The following is a 14,974-nucleotide window of genomic DNA, read 5'->3' as shown; positions in this document are numbered from 1 at the left end:
TTAGCAGTTTTTAAATTACCAGCTACTCCGGTGGAATAGCTGGTAATTGATATTCATGGTACTTCATGTTTTAATCGCCTTAGTCAAATACGGTTTGTCCGCTAACTTCCGTTGTCAAAGCTTCTAAAGAACGTTCAACAATCTTTCGGCGTAAAGCTTTTGCTTCTTCAGGGTCTAAAGCCGGATTTCCTAATGGGTGGGGGATCGCAATTGCCGGAACAATTCGGTTCGCTCCTACCGTTAAGGAAATCGGTACTACTGTACAAATGTGAACTACCGGAATGCCGGCCCGTTCAATTTCTTTTACCATCGTTGCACCGCAACGCGTACAAGTACCTCAGGTGGAGGTTAATATAACCGCATCCACACCGTCTTTGATCAACTCTTGGGAAAATTCTTCCGCAAAAGCTTTAGAGCTTCCAACAGAAGTTCCGTTTCCGGTTGTAGTATAGAAATAGTTGTGAAGTTCTTTGATTTTTCCTTCAGTCTCAAGGTCTCTTAATACATCTACCGGCAGCACGCAGTCTGCATCAGCGTTCGCATAAGTGGGGTCATATCCACCATGTGCGGTTTCATGACTGGCCTCATCCAAGTCACTCAAGTCATCAATAGAGTATTTTCCGTATTTTGATGCACTGGAAGATTCAATTCTGTCAGGATTCCCTTTCGGAACAATTCCTCCCGAGGTTACTAGTGCAACCTTTGCTTTTGAGATGTCTTTAACCGGAGGTAGTGGGTCTACACGATCAAAACTCGGCATAGGATATTCTGTCGTAAATCCTTCTCCAGACATTTTTTTCATCAACATATCTACGGCTCTTTTGGAACCTCTTGTTTTATGGAAATAATTCTTTCGAATACCCATAGGGATATAGTTATCCTCTTCAGGACTTCCAATCTCCTCATTTTTAAGCATTTTCACTGCCAGTTTCCCCATTAAAGGGATGGCTTTTCGCATCTTTGCTGCAGAGTTTCCGGTTTCGATAATATGCACCGACTTTTTAAACATATCAGCACCGGGGTTTTCCGGGTACATTCCTGTCATACTTGGAATGTTTAGTTCGCTTTTTACAGCGTCAGCAATCGTTCCGCAAGCTACACCATAACGGCCCGCATTAAAAGCAGGTCCGGCGATGAAAAGATCTGCATCGTACTTTTTTACCATTTCCAACACATCTGCCTTGGCTTCTTCAAGGTTTTCATTAAAGTAAGAGTCACCGCAAATAATGGTCGCGACAATTTCCCCTTCATCTTTTAGGGCTGTTTGCAGGGCCATACCAGGGCCTACTACCCCTTCTCTCACTTCCGGTTTCATACCCGCTTTTTCTTCTCCGCCGATACCGCCGAAAAATTGATTTATATAATGGACAATTCTTTTTTTACTCATTATTTCCCCCCTCTCTAAATTTTACGGGAACTGAATTAATCATTAAACTTTCCAAATTCTCCTCGGATTTCTTCCATTTCTTCAATGATCTCATCAACTTCAAGAACCATTTCCATCATTCCGATTTGATCATCATATACAGTTTCATCTACAGCACTTTTGAAAGTTTCTTCTACTGCGTGAAATACTCTTAGTCCCAACTGGACTCCTGCTAATGGACCTGCAAAGGTTGGATCTCCGTTTGTTACGGTTTCTGCGGCTAATCCGGCAGCTTCAGCTTCCGCTGCTCCGATTACGATTACCATGTTTTCCGCACCGTGTTTTTCCGTAAGATCTTTAACTCTTTGCTGATTTTCTAAATCCATAGCACCTGCAGCCGTTCAGACAAAACACTCCGTGGAAGAATAAACCACTTCGGAGTCAGTGCTTTTTAAGCATTCTTCGATAGCCGGTCCTGGAATACCGTCTCTATCGCCAATGATGATGATTTTCTTTCCATCAAATACTGACATATTTACCATCCTCTCGTTTTTAATTTATATTTCTTATAGTAAGGTTTAAACATGTGTTAGCAATTTTTTTCCTTAACTTTAGATAATGGGTTCGTTTGTTAATATACAATCATAATTTTTGAAATTAATTTCCCTTACTGGTTAATTTCACAAAGCCGGTTTCGTTGGTAGCTCCGGTGATTGCTTGTATTTCAACCTCAATGCTGCCGTCGGCCCGCAGGCTTCCATCAAATCCTCCTGCAATGGAATCTACGTAGTCGGTCATTCCAATAATTTTTTTCATCGGAGGCAGAAGAATCACTTCATTAGCATTTCCGTTGGTTACCACCGCATCGGCTTTTGGATCCGCGTCGGCTAAAGATTGGGACGCGCCATCCCTTCCTGCATATTCATCGGTAACAATTACGGTTTTCACATTTTTCTCTTCAATTTTCTTGCAATTCATAATCAAATCCGTATCAGGATTTCCAAAGCCTTCCTGAGAAACAATGGCCCCGTCCAAACCTAAATATTCCGTAAGCTTTGCGGTCCAATTGGAAGATCGCTCTTTGTCCGCAAGATAAACATTTTCATTGGTAATAATCACCCCAACAAAGTTGATCTCTTTACCATGTTTTTCATAAAGATCTTCAATAATCCCATTATTTAAGTGTACATAGGTTGGGTTTTTGTCACAAGCAGAAACGCAGTTCCCACTGACAATAGCTCCATCCATGATTTCCGTGGGATATAGCAGTGTGGGCACAATTTTTTTTGCATCCACGCCATAGACGTAGGTGTCATGAAGCAAGCCTTGTGTTTGAAGCATGTACACATATCCGATTTTCGGTAAATCCGGATATTCTTCAACGGACTCTAATAGCGGTTTAGTTTCATATTCTTGAACTTCATCGGCCTCAAGTTCTTTAGCAAGTTCTCCTAAATACTGAGCGGCTTTAAATCCGATGGTTCTTACCGCTTCTTCATGATCGTACTGCTTCACACCTTCTACCGGGTTTGCCACAACAACTACATTATGGGTTTGAGAAAACGGAGAATATTCTGCTCCGGGGCCGGACATATCAATAATCCCTTCCTGAAAACCTACAATTTTACCCGCAGTAACTACTGCAACATTTTTAAGTGCGTGAGTTGTACCGCTACCGACGGTGTCCACTTTGCTTAACATTCCTGGAAAAATCCCTCCGGGTCCTTCAACTTTCACCCGTGGTTCGATTACATCCTTTACCGGTGTAATTCGCACTTCATCTCCTGGATGGGTAATATCGATATCAATGGATTCAATATGCTCATCTCCACCAATAGCCTCTAACATTTCTTCTTTGTTAACAAAAAGTGTTTTGTTCTCAACCTTTGTAGTATCACCAAACTTCACATCTTCAATAAAAATTCTGCCTAACTTAAGCTTCAAAACCTTCACCTCCCTTTTTAATTAAAGACCTGCAAAGCCATCTCTACAGGCCTTCTAAAACCTTAAACAAACTTTTTAATCATCGCTTCTACGTTTTCCTTAGAAGCTTCATCTTTAGTAACCTCTTCTTTCTTCTCTCCATTTTCATAAATGGCAATGGTAGGAAGCCCTAAAACTTTTTGTTTGATCGCCAATCTTCTGGCTTTGGTTGTATCAAGCTTTACAAATTTCACTTGATCTCCATAGACCTCTTCTAAGGCTTCAATATCCGGCATTAAGGCTTTACAAGGTTCACAACCTTCGCTCCAGAAATCTACTAAAACTGTTTTTTCTTCTTGCAATACTTCTTCTTCAAAGTTGCTCTTATCTACAGCTAGCATTTCATTCACCTCCTTGAAAGGGTTGATTTTAGGCTTTATTTATTTTTTATTATATAATTCACTAAGAAGTGAAATATAACCTTAACTATTCTTCAAAAGCGTGTTCAATATATTTTTCCGCTTGGATAGCGGCAACAGCTCCATCTCCTACGGCAGTAGCTACCTGTCTTAGGGTTTTCTCACGAACATCCCCCGCTGCAAATACTCCCGGTATGTCGGTATGCATATTATCATTTGTAATAATGTATCCCGCCTTAGATAACTCCATTTTTCCTTTAAATAAATCGGTTTCTGGAATGTAACCTACAAATATGAAGATTCCAAAAGTTCCGTCTTCCTCATCTGCTTCGTGTTCAGTAACTTCCCCAGTATTCAGGTTTTCAAACACAATAGATTCTACCATGCCGTCCCCTTTAATCTCTTTAACTTGCGTGTTCCAGATAAAGTCAATTTTCTCATTTTTAAAAGCTTTTTCCTGAATTGACTTCGCCGCTTTTAGTTCTTCACGTCGATGGACAATGGTAACTTTTCGGGCGAATTTTGATAAGTGGATGGCTTCTTCCACGGCAGAGTCTCCGCCTCCAATGCAAAACACTTCAAAGTCACTGAAGAAATCTGCATCACAAGTCGCACAGTAGGAAACCCCTTTACCCGTTAACTCAACTTCTCCGGGAGCACCTAGTTTTCGTGGAGTTGCACCCGTCGCTACAATTACAGATTTTGCTTTATACGTTCCTTTATCTCCTGTAAGAACTTTGATTTTATCTTCTAGGTTAACTTCTTGAATGGTGTCTTTTTCAATCTCTGCACCAAATTCTTTACATTGTTCCACCATTCTTGCTACTAGATCCGGCCCTGTGGCATTTTCAATGGACCCTGGATAGTTGGCAACTTCATCGGTGGTGGCGATTTGGCCGCCGGGCTTCTCTTTTTCCAATACTAGGGTAGACATTCGATCCCTTGCTGCATATAATCCTGCGGTTAAACCTGAAGGTCCTGCGCCAATAATAATAACGTCATAAATTTTTTCCATGCTTTCACCCCTTGATTTGATTTTTGATGGTTTTCATAAGTATATATACTCAAGCTTATGCTTGAAACGCCGACTACTTCGCTGACTCTAAAGCTCCTTTGATTAAATGATAATCAATTTCCTGAAAATCACTTAAAAGATCTTGCCTAAGACCTTGGGTGCGGTCTTGAATAGAAAAAAATTTTTTTGTGGTTTCTATACTGTCTTCAATCATTGTTACCGATTGGTAATTCAAGGATTTTGCCTTCCTTGAAATAAGAAGACTTTTATACGGTGTTTCATTTGGCTTAATACTTCCCGAAAGAGGATGAGATAAAAGTTCGTGCCCTTTATGAATTTGGTCCCGGGCATAGTATAAAACCTCCAGGTAACTTCCATCAAGATATAGCAGGAATTTTCTGTTTTGATACATGCTTTTTACTAAAGGATTATTGGTTACAAGCAAATAATTCACGCCCACCCTCCTTTTCTTTTTGAAAGAAATTTCTTTCAATTTATACAAACAAAAACAGAGGAACTATGACAACGCCCGGTTGCATAATCCACTCTGTTCGATTTACCTGAGAGTTTATTCCCAAAATGTCTTGGGCTTTGCTCCTTCGGTGCACTTTATGTGCTTTCCAGAGAACTGTCCAAGTACGGTCCTTTTGCCTGAGAGATTCACTAAAAAATGGGGTTTTTAGTTTATTCCTTCGGCGCCCGGGTTGTTTCCCGAGTCTCTCCCACACTCTTCATCCAGTGTTCTGCTATGAATTTTTAACTTCACAGTCATTATAATATAGATAATTTAAAAGAGCAATAACTTTTAATGAAATTTTAATATTTTTTTAACGAACTTCTTTTTAATATTAATTTCCTCTATTCTCCACCTAAAAATCCGAATCCTCTTTCAACATCATAGGAAAGTTCCATTGCCTTAATACTTCATAAATCACGACTGCGCATGCATTCGATAAATTAAGGGAACGGGCTTTTTCAATTTGCATCATGGGTATGGTGATATTGTTTTCAGGACTTTCTCTTAAAATCTTCTCAGGGATCCCTTTGCTTTCTTTTCCAAACATGATATACAGATCCTCATAGCTTTGATAATTGACATCACTGTAGAGGCGATGAGTTTTGGTCGTTGCATAAAAGATGTTTTTATCCTGATGCTTCTGATTAAATTCTTGATAGTTTTTGTAGTAATAAACTTTTAAAGAACTCCAATAATCGAGGCCCGCCCGTTTTACTGCCTTTTCTTCGAGGGAAAACTTAATAGGCCCGATGATGTGTAAAGTGGTATCGGTTACGACACAGGTTCTAGCGATATTACCGGTGTTTTGAGGGATTTCCGGTTCTAATAATACGATATTCAACGACATGATCCATCTCCTTTATAATCTGCTTCTTAATTACTTAATTCTTGCGGGATTACTAATACAACATTTTACTCTACCCCGGGATAAATGTCTATAAAGCTTAAATAAATGGGTATGATTTATTGTATATTCTTTAAAACTATTTCATAAAGGCGGTGGGTAACAATGAACACTCCTGAAAATCAAAGCACCTTTAATATCACTCATATTTACCACAGCGGGGTAATGATTGAAACCGAAGAAAAACTTCTTATCTTCGATTATTTTCATGAAAACGGCGCATTTGATGAAAAAGAATTTTTAAAGCTTCTACGACATCATGGGCATAAGGATTTTTATTATTTCGCAACCCATGGTCATCCCGACCACTTTACCCAAAAGATCCTCACTCAAGATTTTCAAAGTTCACAGGGCATGACCCGATATGTGTTCAGCGACGATTTAAAGACATATCATCAGGCTCACAGCAACATCACCCTTTGCCGGTCTTATCAGGACTTTGTAATTGACGGTTTACGAGTCAAGACCTTTGGCTCTACGGACCAAGGGGTTTCATACTTAATTGAAATTCCCCCAGAAAACAAATTAATCTTTCACAGCGGAGATTTAAACTGGTGGCATTGGAAAAATTTCTCCGAAGAAGAGAAGTTGCAGGAAAAGAAAGACTTTTTAGCAGAAATCAATAAACTCAAAAACCATTTGATTGCGAAGAACTCAACGCTGGATATCGGCTTTGTTCCCATAGACCCAAGACTTGAGGAGTTCTATGCCCTGGCCGGCAATGCTTTCTTAAAAGAAATTACACCGAAAATAATGTTCCCTCTTCACTTTCGTAAGAATTATTCCATAACAAAGGAATATAAGTCCCAATGTAACTTTCCGGAAATTTTTCAAAGCATTGCCCATCCATTGGAGCATTTTATTCTACAGTACTAATCTTTCTTCCCACTAAAAAATAATCTTTTTAGTAAAGAGTGTTTGACATGTACTGCTTTAACAGGGCATAATTCCTGGCAGCAAAAACACCTTATGCAGTTCCTCAAATCTGCATAGGGTTTTTTATTTTTCATTCGGATCACTTGGGCCGGACAGACTTTTGCACAGTCCCCGCAGGAAATACACTGCTCATGATCAAAAGTGGGTTTTGGTAATAAAACACTGTTTATGGGACCCTCCAAGAATTGAGGGACCCTCCCTTTTGCAAAATTCAGATCAACAATATCCGGTGTTTTGAACGGTTCTAACATAAAGTTTTCAGGAAGGATCCCCTGGATATTTATCTTAGCAAAGTCCTGATCAAGCAGCCCTCTTTCAACAGATCGCAGTATTGTAGGAACTGTGAAAGGATCGATATTAACCAACTGACAGGCCACAACGTCTAAAGCATAGGGGCTGGATGAACCAATCACTGCCCCTACTTTTCTAAGATCCCCAGCGGAAGGCCCTTCCCCTTCCATTCCTATAATACCATCCATAAATGAAAGTACCGGGGTTTTATAGTTGCAGACATCCACTAACATATTGGAAAAGTTTTTCAGTTCCGGGTACTGAAAGTGATACTCCGCTTTGATCAGCCCAGGAACAATTCCATACATGTTTTTTACCGCTCCTGTAAACTTCATCATCCCATGGGTCTTCAGTTTTGATACAGAAATCACTTTATCCACCTGTTCAAGCACTTCTATAGCAGTGATATCCGTTAATATTTCAGCACCGGGGTTGGGTTTTGTAATTTCCGCTGTATTATAGTTTAATTCAAAGCCACTATGCTCTGCCATTGCTTCTATTCCGCAGACTCTATAAACCCCCCGGAGCAAGGTTTTGTTAAAGGGTCCCCCGGGACTGTCTGCAATAATAATATCACAGCCATATTCTTTAAGGATATCTCCCAAAGCTTTTACAAATATTGGATGTGTGGTAACCCCTTCCTCAGGATTTTTTTTCATCAACAGGTTTAGTTTTAACAGTATTTTTTCCTTTGGTTTTACATACTTGGTAAGCCCTCCTAAATCTTCAATGTTTTTATTTATAGCCTCTTTCACTTCCAGATACTGATATTGATCACAGGGTTGTAAAGAAACCGTATTCATTTGATCACCTATTTCTTTCACTTTGGATTTATCTGTAATAAAAATCATATTCTTTTAAGATTATTTATCTATTGAAATTGACAAAGCTTTAACGTTGTTTTATACTTAATATAAAGAATCCGTTATGATCGTTTAAAATTTAAAAGGTGGTGTAACCATGAACAAACTGATCGAAACTTTGAAAGAAAATGACTGTAAGGTCACCCTTCAACGTATTGCTATTTACGAAACCCTTAAAGACACCAAAACCCATCCCAATGCGGAGACCATCTACAAACAACTGTCTCCCAAGTATCCCACAATCAGCCTAGCAACAGTTTACAAATCCTTAGAATTATTCGTATCCCTCGGCTTGATTCAGGCGATTAATGTGGAGGAAAACAGTTTTCGCTATGATGGCAACTCCAAACCCCATCCCCACCTCATTTGTTCGAACTGTAAGAAAGTAGAAGATCTTGATGAGCATCCGTTCTCCGATCTTGGCCAACAGGTGGAAGCCCTGTCCGGTTACCAAATTGAAAAACAACAGCTAAACTTTTATGGCTACTGTCCCGACTGTATTCAAAAATCTTAATTGCTTTTTTAGAAAAGAATAGTAAAGAAAGGCTTTTCCTAAGGACACTCCTGAGAGGCCTTTCTTTTTTGATTGTAGGCTTCCTTTGCCAGACGCCATTGTTCCCGGGCTTTCAGTTTAATATTCCGATGGTATTTTATCTCCTTGTGATCCACTACTTTCCCGAACCAGTTAATGGCTTGTTGGTAATTTCCGAGCTTTCGGTTTAGTTCTCCGATCAAATAGATCATGGGCACCTCTTCAATGGTTTCGATGGGTAAAGGCTCATTTTCATAGGCTTTACTATAGGCTTTCAAAGCATTTTCCATAAAAACCGTCTCTTTATCCGACCCCATTTCCCGGTAGGTCCAAGCCAGTTTTAAGCAAAGCCCTCCGATGTAACCCTGACTTTTTTGAAGCAAGGCCGCAGTTGCCAAAGCCAATTTATAAGCGCTTTCCACATCTTCCAGGGAACGGATTCCTCCATAGCTTCTCTTTATCCACTTCGAAGATATCCCCTGCTGTATAATTGGTATTTCTTGTTTTGTAATATTATCAAACTCTGATTCCGTAGCGCTGTATCCGCATTCAGGACACACCCAAACATGATAATGGATGGGACTGATTCCTTCATATTCTACAAAAAAGTCTTCATGGCGTTTTATTACCTTCAGTCGTCGATTTCTGGTTTTTTTAGTTGTAAATGAATTTTTACAAACCGGACAATCCACGTCTTTATCATATAGTCGCATATCCATTTTTATGCCTCCAAATTTTTATGTCCAATATATCTCTACATGGTCTCCTTCTTGTAATTCATCCAAAAAACCGGCTCTTCTTCCATTCAACGTCATCACAAGCTTTCCTTTCGCTTCCTTGCGATCAAAGTCGATATGATCAAAGATATCAGTGAAAATCACCGGCCATTTATTCGTCAAAATCTCAACCGGATTTTTATTAACATGAATTTTTATTCGCTTCCGATTTTTAACGGAATCCTTTTTTTCGCTTTCCTTCCGGTCAAAGTTTCTCCCCATTCCTTTATTAGTTTCTAAAAATTTTTTTTCCATCACTTCTTTTGAAGGGTTTTCTCCCTCTTTTAGGTCCCTATTTTCGCTGTTCCCCTCTTTATAAAGGACAATCTTATCAAGCTCTCCCACCTTAGCGTCAAGAGACTTCTTTTGGTCATTAACATAAAATGTGTAGTTTTCATGCCACTTTTCCGGTAATAAAGTCCTTAAGGTGTAGGTGCTCTTGTTCCTTGTGTGGTTGTACTCAATATGAATCCTATCCCGGTTTTTAATCGGAGCGTCAATTCCTACAATACTTTCGTTCAAAATAATACAAACACTCTGGTCTTCCGGAGAAGCAATTTGCATTTTTCGACCCTCGAGGATTATCGTTACTTCTTTAGGAGCCCCTGGAATAAATGTCCTTGGGTCAACGTTGGCTAGAGCCAGAGCATCTCCTACTTTAAGATTATTCCGTTGAAACATTTTTAACCTTTTATTATTTACGTCGATTTCTATAAAATTTTCCCCATGGTCCTTCATGGATTTTCGAAAGATTCCTAGAGGCGTAATCGCCTCTGGACCGGTTAGGTTTATCGTGTTAAAAGTAAAAGCTTCAATATCTTCAATGGTTTTCATTACCACTCGATTATCCGGCAAACCAAGATGACGGGCAATCCCTTCCGAAATTCCTGGAATTTGACTTCCCCCGCCGACAAGAAAAACAGCACTGGTAGCTTTTCCATTGATCTCCATAATTTCCTTAGCAATTTTTTCAGCAACAGAATCAATCCTGCCCCTAATTTTCTCCAGGACTTCCTTGGTGGATACTTTTAAGGTTTCTCCAATTATATTAGTAATAATGTGTTCTTCCCCACTGGATAATTTGCATTTCAGGGCTTCCGACTGATCAAATCCTAAAAGAAAAGTCTTTGCAATTTCTTCGGTGATCTCATCCCCCGCTACGCCGGTCATCCCATACCCAACTACGGTGCCATCTTTCGTAATTGCTATGTCTGAAGTACCGGCACCAACATCTACCAGGGCTATATTTAAAAGCCTTATGTTCTCAGGCACAATAATATCCAACGCCGCAATGGGCTCTAACGTCAAGCAGTCCACCTCCAGTCCTGCCTTTGCCATGACAGTATGTAAGCTCTCCACAACGATTTCCGGTAAAAAAGTGGCGATAATATGCCCGGTCAGCTCCTTTCCTTTTTGCCCGATGGGATTTGTGATATCCATTTCATCAAGATCAAATTTTATTAAAGAGTGACCTACGCAAAAATACTTGGCGGGATTATCCTGAATTACATTCATTTTTTCATGAGCTTTTTTTAAGGCTTCGAACTCCAGGAGCTTGATCTGATCCCTGGTGATTTCACGATTCTGATTAAGGGGGATGCTTTCTGATAGCTTCATGGTTCTTAGGGCTCTTCCTGCTGCCGCAATAGAAACCTGTTTTAAAGAAAAACCTACTTCTTTTTCCAACTGCTCTTTAACCTTTCGAACGATTTCCAGAACACTGGGGATATCATGAATCTGTCCATCTACCATTGCTCTCTTTTTATGAAATTTTATTACCGAATGAGTAATAGTAAACTCTTGATCATTAGAAGTTCCAAGAATACCCACCACACTATTGGTACCAATGTCTAGGGCAAAAATAGTATTGTATTGATTAAACTCTTTTTCCATTCCGGACTCCTTTCAACTTAGGATTCATTCCTGAGCTTTCGATTATATATGCAGTACTGACGAAGTTCACAGATCTCACAAAGAGGCTTGCGGGCCTTACATACTCTTCTTCCATGAAGTATAAACCAGTGATGGGCTTCCGACCATAAATCTTTCGGGATTTTTTTCATTAATTCCTCTTCCGTGGCCTCTACCGTTTTTGCTTTTACGATACCGATGCGGTTCGTTACTCGAAAAACATGGGTATCCACGGCAATGGCGTCCTGTCCAAAAACGTTGCTTATTACCACGTTCGCGGTTTTTCTCCCTACCCCCGGTAGCTTTACAAGTTCTTCCCGGGTTTTGGGAACCTCTCCTTGATGTTCTTTCAATAAAATTTCACAGGCTTTCAATATATTTTTGCTTTTATTCCGGTAAAAACCGCTACTCTTAATCAGCTTTCCTAACTCCTCTTCCGAAAGTTTTACCATATCTTCTGGGCTCGGATATAGTTCAAAAAGTTTTTTTGTAATAATGTTCACCTGTCGATCCGTGGATTGAGCCGCCATAATCGTGGCAATTAATAACTCAAATGGGTTTTTAAAACTTAATTCGCTTTTTGCATCGGGATAGTTTTTCTTCAGTATTTCCAGTACAGTTTTGATCTCTTCTTTATTCAGCTTATATTTTCTCATCACAACCACCCTTTAAAAAATTTCATACTGTGAAATCTCCATATCAAATCGGCCATCCTGATCGATGTAACTTATGATTTTTTGCAAAACACCGTCCACATGCTTTTTATCATTGCTTACACAGGCAATTCCAATCTCCGAGCGCTGCCATTTTTCATGCTCACCAACTTCTGCGATGGAAACATTGTATCGGTGTTTGATTTTTTCTATTATGCTTTTGATCAGATGCCGCTTTTCCTTCAAGGAGTGATTCTCAAACATGATCAATTGAATACTGCAAATCCCTACAACCATTTCATCACCTCTTTTTTTATCTATTCTCTATTATAATGAATTCTACGGGAAATGAAAACCTTTGTTGCTTAATTCTTTATATTACTGTGATACTTCTCCCATATGATGAAAAAGTATGAAAAAACCGGCACTGGGCCGGTTTTTCATGAAAACGAAAAATATGACTATTTCTTAGATTACTCCCATTTCTTTTCCCACGGACACAAAGGTTTCCACTGCTTGATCCAGCTGCTCTTTTGTATGACCAGCGGTTACCATGCACCGTAATCTTCCCGTACCCTTGGGCACTGTGGGAAATACAATTCCCGATACAAAAACTCCTCTATCAAGCAATCCTTTACTGAATTTCATGGTTACCTCTTCTTCCCCTACCATTACCGGTGTGATGGGAGTACCGCTATTACCAATATCAAAGCCAGCTTCCTTCATTCGATCTTTGAAATACCGACCATTTTCCCAAAGTTTATCAGTAAATTCCGTAGTGCTCATCAATAGTTTTACTGCTTCTGAAATAGCGCAGACTGCGGCGGGAGGTAAGGATGTGCTGAAAAGAATAGGTCGCCCCCGATGGCTTAACCATTCCTTCATCGTATTACTTCCTGCAACATAACCACCTACAACACCAATTGCTTTTGACAAGGTTCCGATAGTAAAGTCCACTCGTCCGTGAAGTCCAAAATGATCCACAGTACCCCGTCCACTTTCTCCGAGTACCCCGGATCCATGGGCATCATCCACATAGGTCATGGCTTTGTACTTTTCTGCTAATTCTACGATTTCCGGCAAGGGTGCAATATCACCATCCATACTAAAAACCCCGTCGGTAATTATTAATACATTGGTGTACTGATCCCGCTTTTCTTTTAGTATCCGCTCTAAATCTTTCATGTCGGCATGCTTATAAACCGTTTTATCCGCACGACTGAGTCTCGCTCCGTCAATAATACTTGCATGGTTTAACTCGTCGGAAATGATCAGATCCCCTTTACCTGTGATGGCCTGAATGGTTCCCGCATTACAGTTGAATCCCGATTGGTATACCATTACTGCTTCTTCCCGCTTAAACTCCGCTAAGGTTTTTTCCAACTCCTCATGAATGTCCATATTTCCAACAATGGTCCGTACCGCACCGGAACCCACTCCATACTCTTCAACGCCTTTTATTGCCGCTTCCTTTAGCTTCGGATGATTGGCAAAACCTAAATAATTATTGGAAGAAAGGTTGATAACCTTTTTTCCGTTTAATAAGATTTCCGACTCATTGGCTCCCTCAAGAACCGGCAACTTTCGGTATACCCCGTCTTTTTTTAAGTCTTCAATTTGATCTTTGATAAACTGTAGTTCATGTACGTTTGACATTTGTAAGCCTCCTTACACAATAGTGTGTGTTTTAATCAATTATCAGTTAATGTTTTCATTAGTTAGTACCCTCAGTTGTTACTTATACTTTTCCAGAACAGATGAATCCGGATACAGTACCACCTTACCACAATTTCCCGACTCCATCAATTCGAAGCCTTTTTCAAAATCTTCCATGGGTAACCGATGAGTAATAATCGGCTCTAAATCTAAATTTCCGGATTCAATCAATCCCTTAACCTGATACCAGGTTTTGTACATTTTACGCCCGGCAATTCCTTGAATGGTAATACCTTTAAATACGATATCATTCGCCACATCTAAGGAAATTTTATCATTCGGGATCCCTAGCATGGACATCCTGCCACCGAGCTTCAAGTATTTTAATCCTTGGTCGATAGCCCTAGCATTTCCTGACATTTCCGCTACAATATCTACACCTAAACCATCTGTTTCATCTAACACCCGTTGAATCGGATCTTCTTCCATCGGATTGATTACTACATCAGCACCCAGTTCCTTTGCTAAGTTCAATCGATATTCATTAACCTCTACGGCAATCACCTTAGAAGCTCCTACGGCTTTAGCAACAGCTACGGACATAATACCGATCGGACCGCACCCTACTACTGCAATGGACTTCCCTACGATTTCACCTTCCATAACGGTATGGACAGCATTTCCTAATGGCTCTTGAACTGCTAAGTATGCCGGATCAACACCTTTAGGATTTACCCAAGCGTTGGCTTCAGGAATCGCTACGTACTCTGCATAAGTCCCGTCTACATCCACCCCTAGAATTTGTGTGTCTTTGCAAATATGGGCTTGACCGGTCTTGCAAAACTCACAAACTTCACAAACAATATGGGTTTCCGCGGAAACAATATCCCCAAGTTTAATGGCTTTTACGTCTTTGCCAATTTCAACAACTTCTCCGGCAAATTCATGGCCCATAACATAGGGTGGTTTTATTCGACTTTGAGACCATTCATCCCAGTTGTAAATATGAGCATCGGTACCACAAATGGAAGTGGCATGGATTTTTACCAGAACTTCATTACTCTTGGGAACCGGTATCTCTTTTGTTGTGAAAACTCCACCTTTTTCCGCCTTTTCCTTCATAACGACATTCATTGACTGACTCATAAACATCCTCCTCATACTAATTTTAATTGATCACAATATTATTAGCCTAAAATCATGTGCTTCATA

General features: G+C 39.9%; 16 protein-coding genes and 2 riboswitches. Of the genes, 2 read left to right on the top strand and 14 right to left on the bottom strand.

Annotated elements, in window-relative coordinates:
* Positions 1-79: 79 nt before the first annotated feature.
* The 7 genes from grdB to ISALK_RS11905 form a co-directional block, all read right to left on the bottom strand.
* Complete coding sequence (gene grdB, locus ISALK_RS11935) at positions 80-1,387, bottom strand: glycine reductase complex selenoprotein B (RefSeq protein WP_160722594.1); 1,308 nt, start codon at positions 1,385-1,387, stop codon at positions 80-82.
* A 35-nt stretch (positions 1,388-1,422) separates the two neighbouring features.
* Positions 1,423-1,899, bottom strand: coding sequence for a glycine/sarcosine/betaine reductase complex selenoprotein A (gene grdA, locus ISALK_RS11930; RefSeq protein ID WP_160722592.1), 477 nt, complete (start codon positions 1,897-1,899; stop codon positions 1,423-1,425).
* A 124-nt stretch (positions 1,900-2,023) separates the two neighbouring features.
* A complete protein-coding gene (locus ISALK_RS11925; RefSeq protein WP_160722590.1) occupies positions 2,024-3,310 on the bottom strand; it encodes a glycine/sarcosine/betaine reductase component B subunit in 1,287 nt (428 codons plus the stop codon).
* A gap of 62 nt (positions 3,311-3,372) precedes the next feature.
* Complete coding sequence (gene trxA / locus ISALK_RS11920; protein WP_160722588.1) at positions 3,373-3,690, bottom strand: thioredoxin TrxA; 318 nt, start codon at positions 3,688-3,690, stop codon at positions 3,373-3,375.
* An 85-nt stretch (positions 3,691-3,775) separates the two neighbouring features.
* Positions 3,776-4,723 carry a thioredoxin-disulfide reductase gene (gene trxB / locus ISALK_RS11915; RefSeq protein WP_160722586.1) on the bottom strand — a complete coding sequence of 316 codons (948 nt, stop codon included), beginning with the start codon at positions 4,721-4,723 and terminating at the stop codon, positions 3,776-3,778.
* 73 nt (positions 4,724-4,796) lie between these two features.
* Positions 4,797-5,177: a GrdX family protein gene (locus ISALK_RS11910; protein WP_371723938.1), complete on the bottom strand. Its 381-nt coding sequence runs from the start codon at positions 5,175-5,177 to the stop codon at positions 4,797-4,799.
* Positions 5,178-5,268: 91 nt separating this feature from the next.
* Positions 5,269-5,349, bottom strand: a riboswitch (glycine riboswitch).
* 3 nt (positions 5,350-5,352) lie between these two features.
* A riboswitch (glycine riboswitch) is annotated at positions 5,353-5,458 on the bottom strand.
* Between the two features lie 134 nt (positions 5,459-5,592).
* Positions 5,593-6,087 (bottom strand): tRNA (cytidine(34)-2'-O)-methyltransferase, encoded by a 495-nt coding sequence (locus ISALK_RS11905; RefSeq protein WP_160722584.1) that lies wholly within the window; start codon positions 6,085-6,087, stop codon positions 5,593-5,595.
* 162 nt (positions 6,088-6,249) lie between these two features.
* On the opposite strand from ISALK_RS11905, the gene ISALK_RS11900 reads away from it, so the two are divergent.
* Positions 6,250-7,020 carry an MBL fold metallo-hydrolase gene (locus tag ISALK_RS11900; RefSeq protein ID WP_160722582.1) on the top strand — a complete coding sequence of 257 codons (771 nt, stop codon included), beginning with the start codon at positions 6,250-6,252 and terminating at the stop codon, positions 7,018-7,020.
* Here ISALK_RS11900 and ISALK_RS11895 read toward each other — a convergent pair.
* Positions 7,017-8,174 carry a DUF362 domain-containing protein gene (locus ISALK_RS11895; RefSeq protein WP_160722580.1) on the bottom strand — a complete coding sequence of 386 codons (1,158 nt, stop codon included), beginning with the start codon at positions 8,172-8,174 and terminating at the stop codon, positions 7,017-7,019. The genes ISALK_RS11900 and ISALK_RS11895 overlap by 4 nt on opposite strands.
* Before the next feature lie 157 nt (positions 8,175-8,331).
* Here ISALK_RS11895 and perR point away from each other — a divergent pair, with 157 nt between their 5' ends.
* Entirely contained in the window at positions 8,332-8,748 is a 417-nt protein-coding gene (gene perR / locus ISALK_RS11890) for a transcriptional regulator PerR (RefSeq protein ID WP_160722578.1), read from the top strand.
* A gap of 38 nt (positions 8,749-8,786) precedes the next feature.
* Here perR and ISALK_RS11885 read toward each other — a convergent pair whose 3' ends face one another.
* The 6 genes from ISALK_RS11885 to tdh all read right to left on the bottom strand — a co-directional run bounded on the left by ISALK_RS11885 (position 8,787) and on the right by tdh (position 14,908).
* Entirely contained in the window at positions 8,787-9,485 is a 699-nt protein-coding gene (locus tag ISALK_RS11885; RefSeq protein WP_160722576.1) for a DUF2225 domain-containing protein, read from the bottom strand.
* Positions 9,486-9,503: 18 nt separating this feature from the next.
* Positions 9,504-11,435, bottom strand: coding sequence for a cell division protein FtsA (locus ISALK_RS11880; RefSeq protein WP_160722574.1), 1,932 nt, complete (start codon positions 11,433-11,435; stop codon positions 9,504-9,506).
* Positions 11,436-11,452: 17 nt separating this feature from the next.
* Entirely contained in the window at positions 11,453-12,094 is a 642-nt protein-coding gene (gene nth, locus ISALK_RS11875; RefSeq protein WP_160722624.1) for an endonuclease III, read from the bottom strand.
* 27 nt (positions 12,095-12,121) lie between these two features.
* On the bottom strand, positions 12,122-12,403 hold the full coding sequence (locus ISALK_RS11870) for a DUF503 domain-containing protein (protein WP_160722572.1): 282 nt from the start codon (positions 12,401-12,403) through the stop codon (positions 12,122-12,124).
* Between the two features lie 171 nt (positions 12,404-12,574).
* Positions 12,575-13,762 (bottom strand): glycine C-acetyltransferase, encoded by a 1,188-nt coding sequence (locus tag ISALK_RS11865; RefSeq protein WP_160722570.1) that lies wholly within the window; start codon positions 13,760-13,762, stop codon positions 12,575-12,577.
* A gap of 78 nt (positions 13,763-13,840) precedes the next feature.
* Complete coding sequence (tdh, locus tag ISALK_RS11860; protein WP_160722568.1) at positions 13,841-14,908, bottom strand: L-threonine 3-dehydrogenase; 1,068 nt, start codon at positions 14,906-14,908, stop codon at positions 13,841-13,843.
* Between the last annotated feature and the right edge of the window lie 66 nt (positions 14,909-14,974).

Source organism: Isachenkonia alkalipeptolytica (assembly GCF_009910325.1).
Taxonomy (GTDB): domain Bacteria; phylum Bacillota; class Clostridia; order Peptostreptococcales; family T1SED10-28; genus Isachenkonia; species Isachenkonia alkalipeptolytica.
This window is presented reverse-complemented; position numbering and strand designations above follow the sequence as displayed.

Coding starts and splice junctions, on each gene's coding strand:
- ISALK_RS11905 (WP_160722584.1), bottom strand. CDS start 6,087: ATGTCGTTGAATATCGTATTATTAGAACCGGAAATCCCTCAAAACACC.
- ISALK_RS11870 (WP_160722572.1), bottom strand. CDS start 12,403: ATGGTTGTAGGGATTTGCAGTATTCAATTGATCATGTTTGAGAATCAC.
- tdh (WP_160722568.1), bottom strand. CDS start 14,908: ATGAGTCAGTCAATGAATGTCGTTATGAAGGAAAAGGCGGAAAAAGGT.
- ISALK_RS11885 (WP_160722576.1), bottom strand. CDS start 9,485: ATGGATATGCGACTATATGATAAAGACGTGGATTGTCCGGTTTGTAAA.
- perR (WP_160722578.1), top strand. CDS start 8,332: ATGAACAAACTGATCGAAACTTTGAAAGAAAATGACTGTAAGGTCACC.
- trxB (WP_160722586.1), bottom strand. CDS start 4,723: ATGGAAAAAATTTATGACGTTATTATTATTGGCGCAGGACCTTCAGGT.
- ISALK_RS11895 (WP_160722580.1), bottom strand. CDS start 8,174: ATGAATACGGTTTCTTTACAACCCTGTGATCAATATCAGTATCTGGAA.
- trxA (WP_160722588.1), bottom strand. CDS start 3,690: ATGCTAGCTGTAGATAAGAGCAACTTTGAAGAAGAAGTATTGCAAGAA.
- ISALK_RS11880 (WP_160722574.1), bottom strand. CDS start 11,435: ATGGAAAAAGAGTTTAATCAATACAATACTATTTTTGCCCTAGACATT.
- ISALK_RS11865 (WP_160722570.1), bottom strand. CDS start 13,762: ATGTCAAACGTACATGAACTACAGTTTATCAAAGATCAAATTGAAGAC.
- ISALK_RS11900 (WP_160722582.1), top strand. CDS start 6,250: ATGAACACTCCTGAAAATCAAAGCACCTTTAATATCACTCATATTTAC.